This window comes from Avibacterium sp. 21-594 (assembly GCF_026226815.1).
Lineage (GTDB): Bacteria > Pseudomonadota > Gammaproteobacteria > Enterobacterales > Pasteurellaceae > Avibacterium > Avibacterium avium.
The window spans coordinates 684,412-699,524 of record NZ_JAKKOC010000001.1 but is presented as its reverse complement, the minus strand read 5'-3'; the positions used below and the strand labels follow the sequence as shown (position 1 = coordinate 699,524).

Genomic DNA, 15,113 nt, shown 5'->3' with positions numbered 1-15,113 from the left:
ATGATTGGCAAATTTATTGTGATCGAAGGGCTAGAAGGGGCAGGCAAAACCACCGCGCGTGATGCCATTGTGGAAGTGCTAGCTCGCGAAGGCATTGACGATGTGGTGTTTACCCGTGAACCCGGTGGCACGCCGTTGGCGGAGAAATTACGCCATTTGATCAAATATGAAACGGAAGAACCGGTAACCGATAAGGCGGAACTGTTAATGCTTTATGCCGCGCGCATTCAGTTGGTGGAAAATGTGATTAAGCCCGCCCTTGCTGAAGGTAAGTGGGTGGTGGGCGATCGCCACGATTTATCTTCCCAAGCTTATCAAGGGGGCGGTCGTCAAATTGATGCAAAGTTGTTGCAAACCTTAAAGCAAACGGTGTTAGGCAATTTTTCCCCTGATCTCACCTTATATTTAGATCTCGATCCTGAAATCGGCTTGGCTCGAGCCAGAGGGCGTGGCGAGTTGGATCGTATTGAACAGCAGGAAATCGCCTTTTTCCAACGCACGCGAGCGCGTTATTTAGCTTTGGTGAAAGATGATCCGAAAGCAGTTATTATCAATGCGGAACAACCCATTGAACAAGTGCGTGCCGATATTCAAAGTGCGGTGCAAAATTTCGTTAAAAATCATCAATAAAACTTATGTTACGTTATCCTTGGTTGCAACCTTATTACGACAAAATCATCAACGCCTTTGAACAGGGCTATGGGCATCACGCCTTGCTGTTTAAAACGGAGCTGGGTATTGGCGGCGATGAGCTGGTGCGTGGCGTGGCGGAATGGTTAATGTGCCAATCGCCAAAGGGCAACCAACCTTGTGGTGCGTGCCATAGCTGTCAGCTGTTTAATGCCGGCAATCACCCTGATTTTTATCTGCTTGAACCCATTGAAAATAAGGATATTGGTATTGACCAAGTGCGTGAAGTGAATGAAAAAGTCGCGCAGCGTTCACAGCAGGGTGGCAATAAAGTTGTAATGATTAGACAAGTGGATCGCCTGACGGAATCTGCGGCGAATGCGTTGCTGAAAACCTTGGAAGAACCCACTGAGCAAACTTATTTCCTGCTTCAAGCGGATCTTTCTGCCAGTTTGTTGGCGACTATTTATAGCCGTAGCCAACCTTGGCTTATTCCAAATCCGCCTGAAGCGGAAGCTTTGACTTGGCTAGAAACACAGAATGTAGGAAAAATCGAAGAAATTCGCACCGCACTTGAGGTTTCGCACGGTCGCCCCCTTTCTGCTTTGGATATGTTACAGCAAGGATTATTGGAAAAACGCAAGCAGTTGTTGCGCCAATTTTGGCAGTTTTATATGCGCCGTTCACCGCTGGAATTGTTACCGCACTTTGAAAAAGAGATTTTATTTCAGCAGTTAGATTGGCTCAGTACCTTTTTGCGTGATGCGTTGAAAATGAAGCTCAATGTGCCTGAACAGTGGGTGCAGGCGGATTTTCTACAAGCCATTGCCCGTTTTAATCAAAGGCAGAGCGCGCAAGGGTTGCTAAAAGCCAGCCAAATTATGCAACAAGTGCGGTCGGATTTATTACAAATTAATGGCGTGAATCAAGAAATTATCTTGCTTGACGGCTTAACACGCCTGATTACAGAGGTTTTTGAACCCGAACAAAATTATTAGGAAAGTAAAATGTTTATTGTAGATAGTCATTGTCATTTAGACGCATTAGATTATGAAAACTTACATCAGAATGTTGCCGATGTGGTGCAAAAAGCCAAGCAACGTGGCGTGCAGCATTTGCTTGCGGTGGGGGTAACCTTAAAACGTTTTGAGCAAATGTATGATACCTTAAAACCCTTTTCTGAAATTTCACTGGCTTGCGGTGTTCACCCGTTAGATTTAGATGATGAACCCTTTGACGCTGATCGCCTGTTAAAATTGGCGCAAGACGATAAAGTTATCGCCATTGGGGAAATGGGTTTGGATTATTATTACAGTGTAGAAAATAAAGCCCAACAGCAATCGGTGTTTGCCGCGCAAATTGGCGTGGCGAATGCGTTGAACAAGCCGATTATTGTGCATACGCGTGCCGCAAGAGAAGATACCATTGCGCTGTTGAAAGAAAATAATGCACAAAAGTGCGGTGGTGTTTTGCATTGTTTTACGGAAAATTGGGAAATGGCAAAACAAGCTCTTGATCTGGGTTTTTACATTTCCATTTCAGGCATTATTACCTTTAGAAATGCGGAAGAATTGCGTGAAGTGGTGCGTCAAGTGCCGTTAGATCGCCTACTGGTGGAAACCGACAGCCCTTATCTTGCGCCCGTGCCTTATCGTGGCAAACAAAATCAACCGGCTTATACCCGAGAAGTATGCGATTATGTGGCAACCTTAAAAGGGCTTTCTAGCGAGGAATTTGCCCAAATTACCACACAAAATTTTGAGCGTTTGTTCAAAATTCAGGTACAATAAAGCATCACTTTAGCAGGAGGAAGATACAATGCGCCGCTTTTTTAAATATTTTTTTATTTTGATCATCTTTTTATTCCACGGTTTTTTGTTCGCCCTTGTGAACTACGTTACCCCGCATTATGACGTAACGCGCGTTACTGGGGTGGAAGTAAAACGTGTGGACAAAGATGGCCCAATCACGAAATCAAATCCAGCAGACGGCCCAACTCGTGATGTATATTACATTTATACGCAAAAACCGAATGAAGATAAGGTTATGGTGTACCGCAATGAAGATACACGCTGGGGTTTTCCGTTCTATTTCAAATTTGGATCAGCGGATTTACAAGCCAAAGCGCAAAGTTTTGCGGTGGAACATAAATTGGTGCAAGTGAAATATTATGGCTGGCGTTTGGTGTTATTTGATGAGTTCCGTAATGCCACATCAATCAAAGAAGTAACCTTAGATGAAGGCGCATCTTACCCGATTTTATCTTATGTGTTTTACTTCTTCTTGTTGATTACGCTGTTTTTCTCAATCCAATTCGTACGCGGTTGGTTTGATAGCGAACGATAAGCATCAAAAGTAAGGCGAAAGTGGTGTATCTTGTGATGCACCATTTTTTGTCTAAGGATAATAAAAATGGGATTATTTGAAGCAATATTCAGTTTGGCTGCCTTAATTGGCATAAGTGCGGTGATTTCTTCCGCAGAAATTTCCCTCGCAGGGGCAAGAAAGTTGAAGCTACAAAGCCTTGAAAATGAAGGTGATGACAGAGCAAGATTAGTGCTACAACTGCAAGCGCAACCAGGGCGATTTATCACCGTGGTGCAAATTGGCTTGAATATGGTGGCAATTTTAGGTGGGGTGATTGGCGAAAGTGCTATTAGCCCTGTACTGGAAAAATTACTTGCCCAATATAGCCACGCAGAATGGTTGCAAAGTGCCGCATCTTGGTTGTCTTTTACCGTTGTGACTGTTGCTTTTGTTTTACTAGCAGATCTTATTCCTAAGCGTCTTGCGATGATAAATCCAGAAGCTGTCGCGTTGCGTACTGTGCGCATTATGCTATTCTGCATTTTCTTATTTAAGCCTATCGTGTGGCTGTTTGACGCTATTGCCAATGGGGTATTTCGCTTATTGCGTATTTCTACCGTGCGAGAAGATAACCTGACCCCCGAAGATATTGTGGCGCTGATGGACGCAGGGGCAGAGGCGGGCGTGCTAAAAGCACAAGAACATTATTTGATTGAAAATATTTTCGATATGCAAGAACGCACGGTCACTTCCACAATGACTACGCGCGAAAATATCGTTTTTTTAGACCGCACTTTTGATCGCGAAAAAGTAATAGCAACCATTAAATCTAACCCTCATTCTAAATTGCTGATTTGCGATAATGGGCTAGATAAAATTTTAGGCTATATTGAATCGCACAGCTTGCTTACTTTGTATTTGCAAGAACAGCAGGTTTCTCTCACAGACCAACGGATTTTGCGTAAAGCATTATTTATTCCTGACACCTTATCCTTATTTGAAGTGTTGGAATTGTTTAAGTCTTCAGGCGAAGATTTTGCTGTGATCGTCAATGAATATGCCTTAGTGGTGGGCATTGTTACCTTAAATGACGTGATGAGCATTGTAATGGGCGAATTGGTGTCGAGTGAAGAAGAGCAAATCGTCCGCCGTGACGAAAGTTCGTGGCTGATTGACGGCGCAACCCCTTTAGAAGATGTAATGCGCGCCTTAGAAATCGAAACTTTCCCTGACGCAGAAAATTACGAAACCATCGGCGGATTTATGATGTATATGCTACGCAAAATCCCGAAAAAAACCGATTTTGTGCTATACGACAAATATAAATTTGAAATTATCGATACCGAGAATTTTAAAATTGACCAGCTGATGGTGTCTTTAAGAAAAGATCCTATCTAATTTAAAGTAGAAAATAAGTGGGCAAAGAATAGATAAAACCGAGCAAAATTGCTCGGTTTTTCTTTATCTATATCTATTGCCATTAAAACTAATTGGCAAATTACAACCTAATCACCCCATCATAAATATGTGTGGCATCGCCAGTCATATAAAGTGGGTGGCCTTCGCCTTGCCATTCGATAGTCAAGCTGCCGCCCGGAAGATCTACTTGCACTTTGTTATCCAAAAGGCCTTGTATAATGCCCACCGCTGCGGCAGCACAAGCACCACTGCCACAAGCTTGGGTTTCGCCAGCACCGCGTTCATAAACGCGTAATTTAATGTGGTTACGATTAATCACTTGCATAAAGCCTGCGTTTACGCGTTCAGGAAAACGTTCGTGGCTTTCTAATAGTGGGCCTAATTGTTCTACATTGGCGGTGGTAATGTCCTCCACTTGCACCACGCAATGTGGATTGCCCATAGAAACTGCACCACATAGCACGGTTTGAATGTCGGTGCGTAAAATGTAGTTTTTCTCGAATTTGTTGGCGATAAATGGGATTTTCGCCGGTTCCCAAATAGGTTCGCCCATATTCACGCGGATCATTCCGTCATCTTGCACCGTTAGGATCATTTTCCCTTTGGCGGTACTCACGGCGATGTCTTTTTTATCCGTCAGACCTTTCATTGTTACAAAGCGGGCAAAACAGCGCGCGCCATTGCCGCATTGTGCCACTTCACTGCCGTCAGCATTGAAAATGCGATAGTGAAAATCCAAATCAGGATCATAAGGTGGCTCAACCACTAAAAGCTGATCAAAGCCAATTCCTGTGTGGCGATCCGCCAGTTTTTTGATGGTTTCAGTGGGAAAGTAAGCGTTTTGCGTAACGGCATCGACCACCACAAAATCATTGCCTAATCCGTGCATTTTGGAAAATTGCATTTTTCCGTCCTTATTGAAAATCGTTAATTAGGCGCAATTATAAAGGTGAAGTGAGATTGAGTAAACTCTCCATTAGTGCAACCTATCGTTCTAAAATGATTAATAGATTTTTTTAAAATTTTTTTCATTTTACTCTTGAAATTGCCAAATTAGTCCTCACTTACTTGAACAAGCAAGCCGAGCCATACAGGCTAGGCAACAGAATTTAATATTGAGGAAGAATAGATTATGAATATAGAAAAATTTACCACAAGATTTCAACAAGCCTTGAGCGAAGCGCAGTCTTTAGCCTTAGGCAAAGATAACCAGTTTATCGAACCCGTGCATTTAATGGCGGCCTTGTTAAATCAAGAAGGCAGTTCCGTTGCACCGATTTTAACCGCAAGTGGCGTGAATGTTGCGATGTTACGCAACGAGCTTAATGCCGAACTCAACCGCTTACCGCAGGTTTCTGGTAACGGTGGTGATGTGCAGATTTCACGCAACTTGGTGAATTTATTAAATTTATGCGACAAGCTCGCACAGCAAAAACAAGATAAATATATTTCATCAGAACTCTTTTTATTAGCCGCGTTAGAAGAAAAAGGTAGCTTAAGCGAAATATTACGCAAGTGCGGTGCAAAAAAAGAGAATTTACAACAAGCGATTGAACAAATTAGAGGAGGTCAGTCAGTGAACGACCAAAACGCAGAAGAAAGCCGTCAGGCATTAGAAAAATATACCATTGATTTAACCGCTCGCGCGGAAAGTGGCAAATTAGATCCAGTGATTGGACGTGATGAAGAAATTCGCCGTACAATCCAAGTGTTACAACGCCGTACGAAAAATAACCCTGTATTAATTGGTGAACCCGGTGTTGGTAAAACCGCGATCGTAGAAGGCCTTGCACAACGTATTGTAAATGGTGAAGTGCCAGAAGGATTAAAAAATAAACGTGTACTTTCCCTTGATATGGGCGCATTAATTGCGGGGGCAAAATACCGTGGTGAGTTTGAAGAGCGCTTAAAAGCCGTGCTTAACGAAATCGCCAAAGAAGAAGGCCGTGTAATTTTATTCATTGATGAAATTCATACAATGGTTGGTGCAGGTAAAACTGATGGTGCAATGGACGCAGGTAACTTATTAAAACCGTCCCTTGCGCGTGGTGAATTGCACTGTGTGGGCGCCACCACCCTTGATGAATATCGTCAATATATTGAAAAAGATGCCGCACTTGAGCGCCGTTTCCAAAAAGTTTTTGTGGACGAACCAAGTGTTGAAGACACCATCGCTATCTTGCGTGGTTTGAAAGAACGTTATGAAATTCACCATCACGTTCAAATTACTGACCCTGCAATCGTTGCGGCGGCGACACTTTCGCATCGTTATATTTCAGATCGTCAATTACCAGACAAAGCCATTGATTTAATTGACGAAGCGGCATCGAGTATTCGTATGGAAATTGACTCAAAACCAGAGCCGTTAGATAGACTTGATCGCCGTATTATTCAATTAAAATTGGAACAACAAGCGTTACAAAAAGAAGACGATAACGCCAGCCGCAAACGCTTAGAAATGCTTGAAAAAGAATTAGCTGAAAAAGAGCGTGAATATGCGGAATTAGAAGAAGTGTGGAAAAGCGAAAAAGCAGCGCTTTCTGGCACACAGCATATTAAAGCAGAATTAGAAAATGCACGCACCCAAATGGAACAAGCGCGCCGCGTAGGTGATTTAAACAAAATGTCTGAATTGCAATACGGACGCATTCCAGAGCTTGAAAAACAACTTGCTCAAGCAGAAAGTGCAGAGGGCAAAGAAATGCACTTGTTACGCTATCGTGTAACTGATGAAGAAATTGCAGAAGTGCTTTCACGTGCTACCGGTATCCCTGTTTCTCGTATGATGGAAGGGGAAAAAGAAAAATTATTGCGTATGGAAAAAGAATTACACAAACGTGTAGTTGGACAAAATGAAGCCGTGGTTGCCGTTGCGAACGCTATTCGCCGTAGCCGTGCAGGATTGTCTGATCCAAACCGTCCGATTGGTTCATTCTTATTCTTAGGGCCAACAGGGGTAGGTAAAACAGAATTGTGTAAAACTCTTGCCAACTTCTTGTTTGATGATGAAAACGCAATGGTACGCATTGATATGTCCGAGTTTATGGAAAAACACAGCGTATCTCGCTTAGTGGGCGCACCACCGGGATATGTGGGCTATGAAGAAGGGGGTTACTTAACCGAAGCCGTTCGCCGCCGTCCATACTCTGTGGTGTTATTAGACGAAGTAGAAAAAGCGCACCCAGATGTCTTCAACATCTTATTACAAGTGCTTGATGACGGACGTTTAACTGATGGTCAAGGTCGCACCGTAGATTTCCGTAATACCGTGGTGATTATGACCTCAAACTTAGGTTCAGACTTAATCCAAGGCAACCGTGATCTTGGCTATGAAGGAATGAAAGAAGTGGTAATGTCGGTGGTAAGCCAACACTTCCGCCCTGAGTTTATTAACCGTATTGATGAAACAGTGGTATTCCACCCATTGGATAAAGAAAACATTCGCACCATCGCGAAAATCCAATTAAAACGTTTAGAAAAACGTATGGAATCACACGGCTATCACTTAGCCTTCACAGATGCGGCGTTAGACTTCATCGGCGAAATTGGTTATGACCCAATTTACGGCGCAAGACCGCTTAAACGTGCGATTCAACAAGAAGTGGAAAACCCACTCGCACAACAAATTCTCTCAGGGGAATTAATCCCAGGGAAAACCATTACCCTTGATTACGTTGATGGTAAAATCACAGCAAGTCAATCGTAATTCTTCCCAAAAAAGCACCGCACTTTATTAATGCGGTAACCCAAGCCTCGCGAAAGCGGGGCTTTTTGTTTATTCAGAAAAAGATTATTTAAGTGATATTTTGTACCCGTCTTAAGCTTTCAATTTGACGGCGATAATTGTGGTTAACAATCATATGCTCGTGTTCAGGTTCTAAGCTATGGCATAATTTACATACTGCTTTTAGATTCTGCCAACTGTTATCTTGCTTAACACCATTTTTATGATGAGTATCCAGTAAATATTTAAAAGCAGATAAATTTACACCGCACTCTTCACAACGAAAACTGACAGATTCTCTGTATTTGAATGAAATTTCTTGCCAATCATCTGTATATCCACCGTTATCTTGTCCTACATATTCTGGTAGGCGACCAAATCTAGTTTCATAATGCTTAAAGAACTCAGTAAGAGTAAATTCATTAAACACTTGGTATTTATTATTTATATAATTTTTATAGTTAAGCTGAGCAAGGCAATTTCGGCATACAGACAATGGGACTTCTGCTCGTTCTCCAAAAGAGTTAAAGATTTCAAATATTCCGTTTGTATTTGTGGTTGCAAAGTAGCGTCTGAAACGTCCACTAGCTCGCATTTTTGATAACGTTGTGCATTCAGTTAGATGAAATTTATTTCCTTTTTCTTTAGGATTTTGTAACGCTTCTTCATAATTAAAGCTATGATCTGGAATGAATAAAATAATATGCTTACCTTGATAAATAAAGATACCTGAATTAGGATCGATATTTACAGCATCAATAGGTACCTCAACACCTTGGGGACTGCTTAAAGGCTCAACGTGAATATCTATTGGAATTGAATTAAGATTGATTGAAAAATCGATAAAGTTTTCTATCCCCATTTTTTTTGCAGAAGCGTATAGAGAAGAAAATTGAATATTTAATTTCATTATTTCATCTCCGATAGTTTGCGCAGTTGCTCTTCTGCATTTGTGATAATACGGAAAGTTACACGTTTTGAAGCTTCTTTATTTTCATTTCCATCACTATCTTTAATTATTTTTGATGATGACAATCCAACGGCAGAGATATTTTCCTTCATCCAAGAACGATATTTTTCTACTTCAGAAAGGTTATAAATATAATATAAAACGGCCCTTGTTCTATCTTGAGATAAGCGCATATTTTCAAAATATGCCTCATCATCTTGAGAAAATACATTCCATTCACTGCTAGTATGTCCTTCTATTCGAACTTCTTCAATTGAGTCTTGATACTGATTAATCACTTTTATGTATCTTGGAAAAAATTCATTTAAAATGAGTTTAAAACGTTCTTGTAATGTAGCATCTCCTGTTTTAAATAATACTTCGGGATCAGTGAATACAAAAGTTAAAGTGCCTTGATCAATTTTAGCTTTCCAGTATGTTAAATCATAGAAAAATTCTTTTTCTAAAGCTTGATAAATTTGCTTTTGCTTATCTTGATAATTTTCAGCTACCTTTTTTGTATTAAGAATAAATCCGATAGCAATAAACAAAAATAAAATCATTAAGCCAGACATTAGATCTGATACAGGAAGCCATTGTGAATCTTCCTGATTATCTGATTTGATTAATTTAGAGAAGTTAATATTCATTAATATCCTCTTCTATTTGGCTGGTTAACAATACGATTCATTGCATCGACAAGATTTATATAATCTTTAGTGAATTGATCGCTGATTGAGGCTAGCGCCCGTCCCATATCACCAATAACACGTTCTAATTCTGCTTCAAGTGCTTTATCTAATGCTTTGATTTGTTTATCTATACTTTCACCCGTACGAGTTAATGCTGATTCGCTTTCCTTCTCTAGACGTCCCATTAATCTTGAATTTTCTTCCATATGTGTTTGCATCATTTTGTCCAAGGATTGAGTAAAGCGTTGTTGAACATCTGTTGTATGTTTATCTAATTTTTGTTGCCACTCTGAGATGAACGTCATCACTTGTTCAATAGATTTTTCCTGTTGTTCTACAAGCGATTTTTGATGTTTTTCCATTGTTTGAGAATTTTGCTCTAATATATTAGATTGTTGAATCAATTGTTGTTGGTTCTTATCAATTGAATCTGTTAATTGTGTAGATGATGCTAGTAAAGAAGTTGTAAAATTTTGACCGCTCTTTGTTACTGATTCAATAAATTGTTCAGATGACTGTGATAAAGAATGACTAAAATTTTGACTATTTTCTTTCATCACATCAATAAACTCTTGATTAGCTGAAGAAGTATTTTTTAGCATTAAAGATATCTGATTTTGAATTTCAGGAATTGATCTAACAGCATTTTCTTTCAATTCAGAAAATGCTTCAAGATGGATATTTAACCCTTCAATTTGTTGTTGGTTAAATTGAATGACTTCACTTAATTCATTAATTAATGTAGGAATTGATTTCGCTGAGTTTTCAATGTTCAATATAGCTTGCTCAGTTTGAGATAATGAGCTTATTTTCTTATCAAATAGATTGATCATCTCATTGAGTTGTTGCTTGTAATGATCTTGCCAATTTAAGAGATCACCAACAGCCTTATTTAATTCCTTAAAGTTCTCTCCAAATTGTTCTGTTAAATTTTTATTAAAGTCAGAGATAACTTTGTTTAATGCTTGTATAACTGCCTCCGTTGCGGATCTGGATAGAAGCTGGCTAAAGTTTTCTAATTTATCCCAAAGTGTAGTTTGGAAAGATGAAAAGTTCTCTAGCTTATCTAAAATAGTATCTTGGAATGTTGAAGATTTTTCCAGGTTGCCCAAAATAGCAGCTTGGGAAGATAAAGATTCTTCAAATTTACTTAAAATAGTATCTTGGAAAGCAGGGAAGTTTTCTAATTTATTTAGAATGGAAGTCTGATAAGAGAAAGTGCCTTCTAACTTATCCCATAGAGTTGACTGGAAAGTTGATAGTTGAGTATGGGATTTCTCCATAACTTCTAATATAGCATTACTATTAGTTATAATTGGTTCAACTTGAGAGATAAGTGTTTTATTATTATCAGATAAATCAGTTCTTAAAAGTTTTAACTGGCCAATAACACTACTTTCATTATCCGCACCTAGAGATTGTGAGAGTTTCTCAATACTTTTTTCTTGCTGTTGTAATATATCAGTTTGAAGATAAATATTATTTATTATCTTATCAATATCAAGAGATTGCTCTTGTTTATTATTTTTCTTATAGAAAATATTTCTAACGACCTTTCTAAGTAAGGGGTAAGTGATTTTTAAACAAATAGATAATAACAAACCGATCACACTGGTTAAAAAAGCAGTTTTCATTCCTGCTAATAATGTACTAATACTTTGATCAATGTTATCTATGTTAAAATTTAATAGTCCTACAACAATCCCTGTAAAAGTACCTAATATACCTAAAGAGGTTAATAAGTTCGGTACTGGACTTTCTTTTCTTGAGTTAGGAAGAAATGCGGATAATAACCCAATAGAGAAGGTGATAATGAGTACAATATAAAAATAGTCCGTGACTCTATCTGGCGATATGGTTGTTAATAAACTTTCAATTTGTTTAATGGATAACATTACTTTAGTACCTTATAAAATGGAAAAATTTATTTTAAGGAGATAGGGGGAGCATTATTATAAAGAAGAGACGTGTTTTTACAATAAAAAATTGTAAAAAATAAAATTTGCTTTATTATTTATATGTGTTATCACTATGAGATTAGTGAAATCATAGTATTTTATTGATTAATGAAAGGTTACCATAAATGCAACAACAGCTTGAAAAATATTGGAATTATCTACGTATTGAACGACAGGTAAGTCCGCATACATTGAGCAATTACCAGCGTCAGCTTGAGGCGGTGGTGGCGTTGTTGCAGGAAAATGAAATTTCTCAGTGGCAGCAGGTAACCCCCAGTGTGGTACGCTTTGTGTTAGCGCAAAGCAAAAAAGCAGGCTTACACGAAAAAAGTTTAGCCTTGCGCTTATCGGCATTACGCCAATTTTTGAGCTTTCTTGTTCAGCAAGGAGAGCTTTCGGTTAATCCTGCAGTTGGCGTATCTGCACCGAAGCAAGGTAAGCATTTACCGAAAAATTTGGATAACGAACAGGTTCAACAATTATTAGCCAACGACAGCAAAGAGCCAATTGATTTACGGGATAAAGCGATGCTAGAGCTAATGTATAGTTCAGGTTTGCGTCTGTCTGAATTGCAAGGGCTGAACTTAAACAGCATCAATCTGCGTGTGCGTGAAGTGCGTGTAATTGGAAAAGGCAATAAAGAGCGAATTTTGCCTTTCGGGCGCTATGCTTCGCACGCGCTTCAACAATGGTTAAAAGTGCGATTGTTATTTAATCCGAAAGATGATGCCTTGTTTGTTAGCCAGCTTGGTAACCGAATGAGCCACCGCTCAATTCAAAAACGTATGGAAGTGTGGGGCATTAAACAAGGGCTATCTAGCCATTTGAACCCTCATAAACTACGCCATTCTTTCGCCACGCATATGCTTGAAAGTAGTTCCGATTTACGTGTCGTGCAAGAGTTACTCGGGCATAGCAATCTTTCTACCACACAAATTTATACCCACCTTGATTTCCAACATTTAGCGCAGGTTTACGATTCCGCACACCCGAGAGCAAAACGAAAAAAATCGTGAAAATTGCACCGCAGTTTTGCGTCAGATCAGATTAGTTCTATTTTTACAAATGTGTAATTTTTTCTAAGAGAAAAGTTGTGTATTATATTTACACTAATTTCACTAATTAGGAGTAAATATGTCATTAGAAAATGCTTGCAAAGTGGCTTTTGCGTGTTTAATGCAAGGCTTAAAAGAATTTGCACCTCAGCACAATTTATCTGCAATGGATAAATATATTCCCGCCTCTTTTTCTCTTAATGATTTGCAATTTCGTGAAGAAATCAATATAGCAAATGAAATTGCACTTGGCTCACATCAGCTAAAATTAGCTAATTCTTCATTACTGAGAACATTGTTTGAAAATATCCAATTAAGCGAAGTAAAGAAAAATCAAATACAGAAAAAAGAGATATATTATTATCCAATTCACTCGCTCACGGCAGATGCCATTTTTCCAAAATCTCAACAACCTAAAAGTGATCTGGAGCAGCAAAAAAATGCATTATGGCAAGATTTTTTGCAAGCGTTGGCAAAAATTCCAGCCTCTCACCGTGAGAATTTGCCTTTATGGTTAGATCATTTTGATACAGCATTGCAATGTTTTATGACAAATGTACCGTCGAGTTATACTGAGGAACTTTCTCTTTATGACCAATTAAAAACAAGTACAGCCATTGCAACAACTTTAGCATTGAGTAAAGAAAATAAAGAGGAACAACCGTTCTTGTTAATTCAAGGTGATTTCTTTGGTATTCAAGATTTCATCTTTTCAGGTGGACGAGAAACGAATAAGCGTGCAGCAAAATTATTGCGTGGACGTTCATTCCAAGTTTCCTTATTTACTGAATTAGCTGCATTAAAAGTATTAGAAGCTTGTGAATTGCCAAGCACCAGTCAATTAATGAATGCCGCAGGAAAGTTTTTAATCATTGCGCCAAATTCAGAGAAGATAAGAAATGCGATTAATGCGGTACAGAATGAGTTAAATCAATGGTTTATTGAAAATACTTATGGATTGATCGGGCTAGGACTTGCTATTAAATCGGCATCAAGTGCGGACTTTTTTGCAGAAAATTTTAGAACGTTACGCGATAGCTTATTTAAACAGCTTGAAAGAACGAAATTACAACGTTTGGATTTAACTGAAAGTACGCAAAGTGTGCAGAATGTGGCATATCCTTTTGGAGAGTGTAAATATAATAGTAATTTCCCCGCTCAAGATAATCAACAACAGGCATCAGCTATTTCATTGGATCAAATTAGTATTGGTGAGAATCTGGCTAAAAAACATCGTGTGATTATTTGTGATCGTCAATCAGCCATTTATCAAGATACAGACACCAATAAATTAACTGTTCCATTATTTGGCTATCATATTATTTTTACATCTAACGAAGAGATTACAGGTAAATTTGGACAGCCAGCAAGAACACAGCAAATTAAGCGTTTATGGGATTTTGAGCTTCCTAAAAAGACAAGTGATTCATTGTGGAATGGCTATGCCCGCCGCTATATTAATGCGTATATTCCTTACTTTACAGAAACAGGTGTAGCAAATAAAGATAAATATAAAATAGTAGAGGAAGAAAATCTTAAACATTATTCTGATGCGATTAAAACCTTTGATTATTTAGCTTGTGAAGATCGCGTAAGCGATAAAGAAAAAGAAGGTTATATTGGACAAGCTGCATTAATGACGCTAAAAGGGGATGTAGATAATTTAGGTTTAATCTTCCAATCTGGATTAGCTCAGCCAAATTTTGCAAAAATGGCTGCACTTTCTCGTCAAATGAACCAGTTTTTTAGTTTATGGTTGCCAGCATATTGTGCTGAACATAATCCAAATATGTACACCGTATTTGCGGGGGGAGATGATTTCTTCCTAATAGGCCCTTGGCATTCAACGCAAAAATTAGCTTTTGCAATGCAGCAATATTTTGCTCGTTATGTTGCACACAACCCTGATATCCACTTTTCAGCTGGTATGGTGATGACTAAAGTTGGAACGCCAGTACATCGTTTAGGTGAAATGGCGGAAGAGGCGTTGGAACAAGCGAAAAAAGTAGATGGAAAAAATGCAGTAACGATTTTCCAAACTTCTTTAAGCTGGCAAAAATGGGCTGAATTAACTGATTTAGAGGGAAATATTGAAACATTAGCAAATACATATCGAATTTCAACATCTTATCTTTATTCGCTGATTTATTTTGCAAAACAAGCTCAGAATTCGGAAAAGAATTTAGAGAATACAATGTGGCGTAGCCGTTTTTATTATCGTACGGTACGTTATGTGGTTGATAAACTGGACAAAGAGGTAAGAGAAACAGCATTACAAAAAATTACTCAAACATTGGGTGAACAAGGTATTGAAAAGCATAAATTAGATTTTATTGTGCCGCTATTTAACTATTTTTATAAACTTCGCAACAATTAAGG

Annotated in this window: 12 protein-coding genes; 8 read left to right on the top strand and 4 right to left on the bottom strand. The window is 38.7% G+C overall.

The genetic code is table 11. The features are described from left to right. The 5 genes from tmk to L5B76_RS03200 all read left to right on the top strand — a co-directional run bounded on the left by tmk (position 1) and on the right by L5B76_RS03200 (position 4,335). Positions 1–630: a dTMP kinase gene (gene tmk / locus L5B76_RS03220; RefSeq protein WP_265754199.1), complete on the top strand. Its 630-nt coding sequence runs from the start codon at positions 1–3 to the stop codon at positions 628–630. A 5-nt stretch (positions 631–635) separates the two neighbouring features. Then, positions 636–1,628, top strand: a complete 993-nt coding sequence (locus L5B76_RS03215; RefSeq protein ID WP_265754198.1) for a DNA polymerase III subunit delta' — start codon at positions 636–638, stop codon at positions 1,626–1,628. A 9-nt stretch (positions 1,629–1,637) separates the two neighbouring features. Next, a complete protein-coding gene (locus L5B76_RS03210) occupies positions 1,638–2,420 on the top strand; it encodes a TatD family hydrolase (RefSeq protein ID WP_103855584.1) in 783 nt (260 codons plus the stop codon). 28 nt (positions 2,421–2,448) lie between these two features. Then, on the top strand, positions 2,449–2,976 hold the full coding sequence (locus L5B76_RS03205) for a DUF1523 family protein (RefSeq protein WP_103854264.1): 528 nt from the start codon (positions 2,449–2,451) through the stop codon (positions 2,974–2,976). A gap of 66 nt (positions 2,977–3,042) precedes the next feature. Further along, positions 3,043–4,335: a hemolysin family protein gene (locus L5B76_RS03200; RefSeq protein ID WP_265754197.1), complete on the top strand. Its 1,293-nt coding sequence runs from the start codon at positions 3,043–3,045 to the stop codon at positions 4,333–4,335. A 100-nt stretch (positions 4,336–4,435) separates the two neighbouring features. On the opposite strand, the gene dapF is transcribed toward L5B76_RS03200, so the two are convergent. After that, positions 4,436–5,260, bottom strand: coding sequence for a diaminopimelate epimerase (dapF, locus tag L5B76_RS03195; RefSeq protein WP_265754196.1), 825 nt, complete (start codon positions 5,258–5,260; stop codon positions 4,436–4,438). Between the two features lie 228 nt (positions 5,261–5,488). Between dapF and clpB the strand changes: the two genes are divergently transcribed. Next, entirely contained in the window at positions 5,489–8,062 is a 2,574-nt protein-coding gene (gene clpB / locus L5B76_RS03190; RefSeq protein WP_265754195.1) for an ATP-dependent chaperone ClpB, read from the top strand. 88 nt (positions 8,063–8,150) lie between these two features. Here clpB and L5B76_RS03185 read toward each other — a convergent pair whose 3' ends face one another. The 3 genes from L5B76_RS03185 to L5B76_RS03175 are packed head-to-tail and all read right to left on the bottom strand — an operon-like array spanning position 8,151 to position 11,616. Beyond that, positions 8,151–8,990: an HNH endonuclease gene (locus tag L5B76_RS03185; RefSeq protein WP_265754194.1), complete on the bottom strand. Its 840-nt coding sequence runs from the start codon at positions 8,988–8,990 to the stop codon at positions 8,151–8,153. Beyond that, positions 8,990–9,679, bottom strand: coding sequence for an OmpA/MotB family protein (locus L5B76_RS03180; RefSeq protein WP_228516213.1), 690 nt, complete (start codon positions 9,677–9,679; stop codon positions 8,990–8,992). Before L5B76_RS03180 ends, L5B76_RS03185 begins: the two co-directional genes overlap by 1 nt. Then, on the bottom strand, positions 9,679–11,616 hold the full coding sequence (locus tag L5B76_RS03175; protein WP_265754193.1) for a MotA/TolQ/ExbB proton channel family protein: 1,938 nt from the start codon (positions 11,614–11,616) through the stop codon (positions 9,679–9,681). The genes L5B76_RS03180 and L5B76_RS03175 overlap by 1 nt, the downstream gene beginning before the upstream one ends. A gap of 188 nt (positions 11,617–11,804) precedes the next feature. Between L5B76_RS03175 and xerC the strand changes: the two genes are divergently transcribed. After that, the gene (gene xerC, locus L5B76_RS03170; RefSeq protein WP_265754192.1) at positions 11,805–12,695 is read left to right on the top strand and encodes a tyrosine recombinase XerC; all 891 of its coding nucleotides are present in this window, start codon (positions 11,805–11,807) and stop codon (positions 12,693–12,695) included. 118 nt (positions 12,696–12,813) lie between these two features. Beyond that, positions 12,814–15,111 (top strand): type III-A CRISPR-associated protein Cas10/Csm1, encoded by a 2,298-nt coding sequence (gene cas10, locus L5B76_RS03165; RefSeq protein ID WP_265754191.1) that lies wholly within the window; start codon positions 12,814–12,816, stop codon positions 15,109–15,111. Positions 15,112–15,113: the final 2 nt, after the last annotated feature.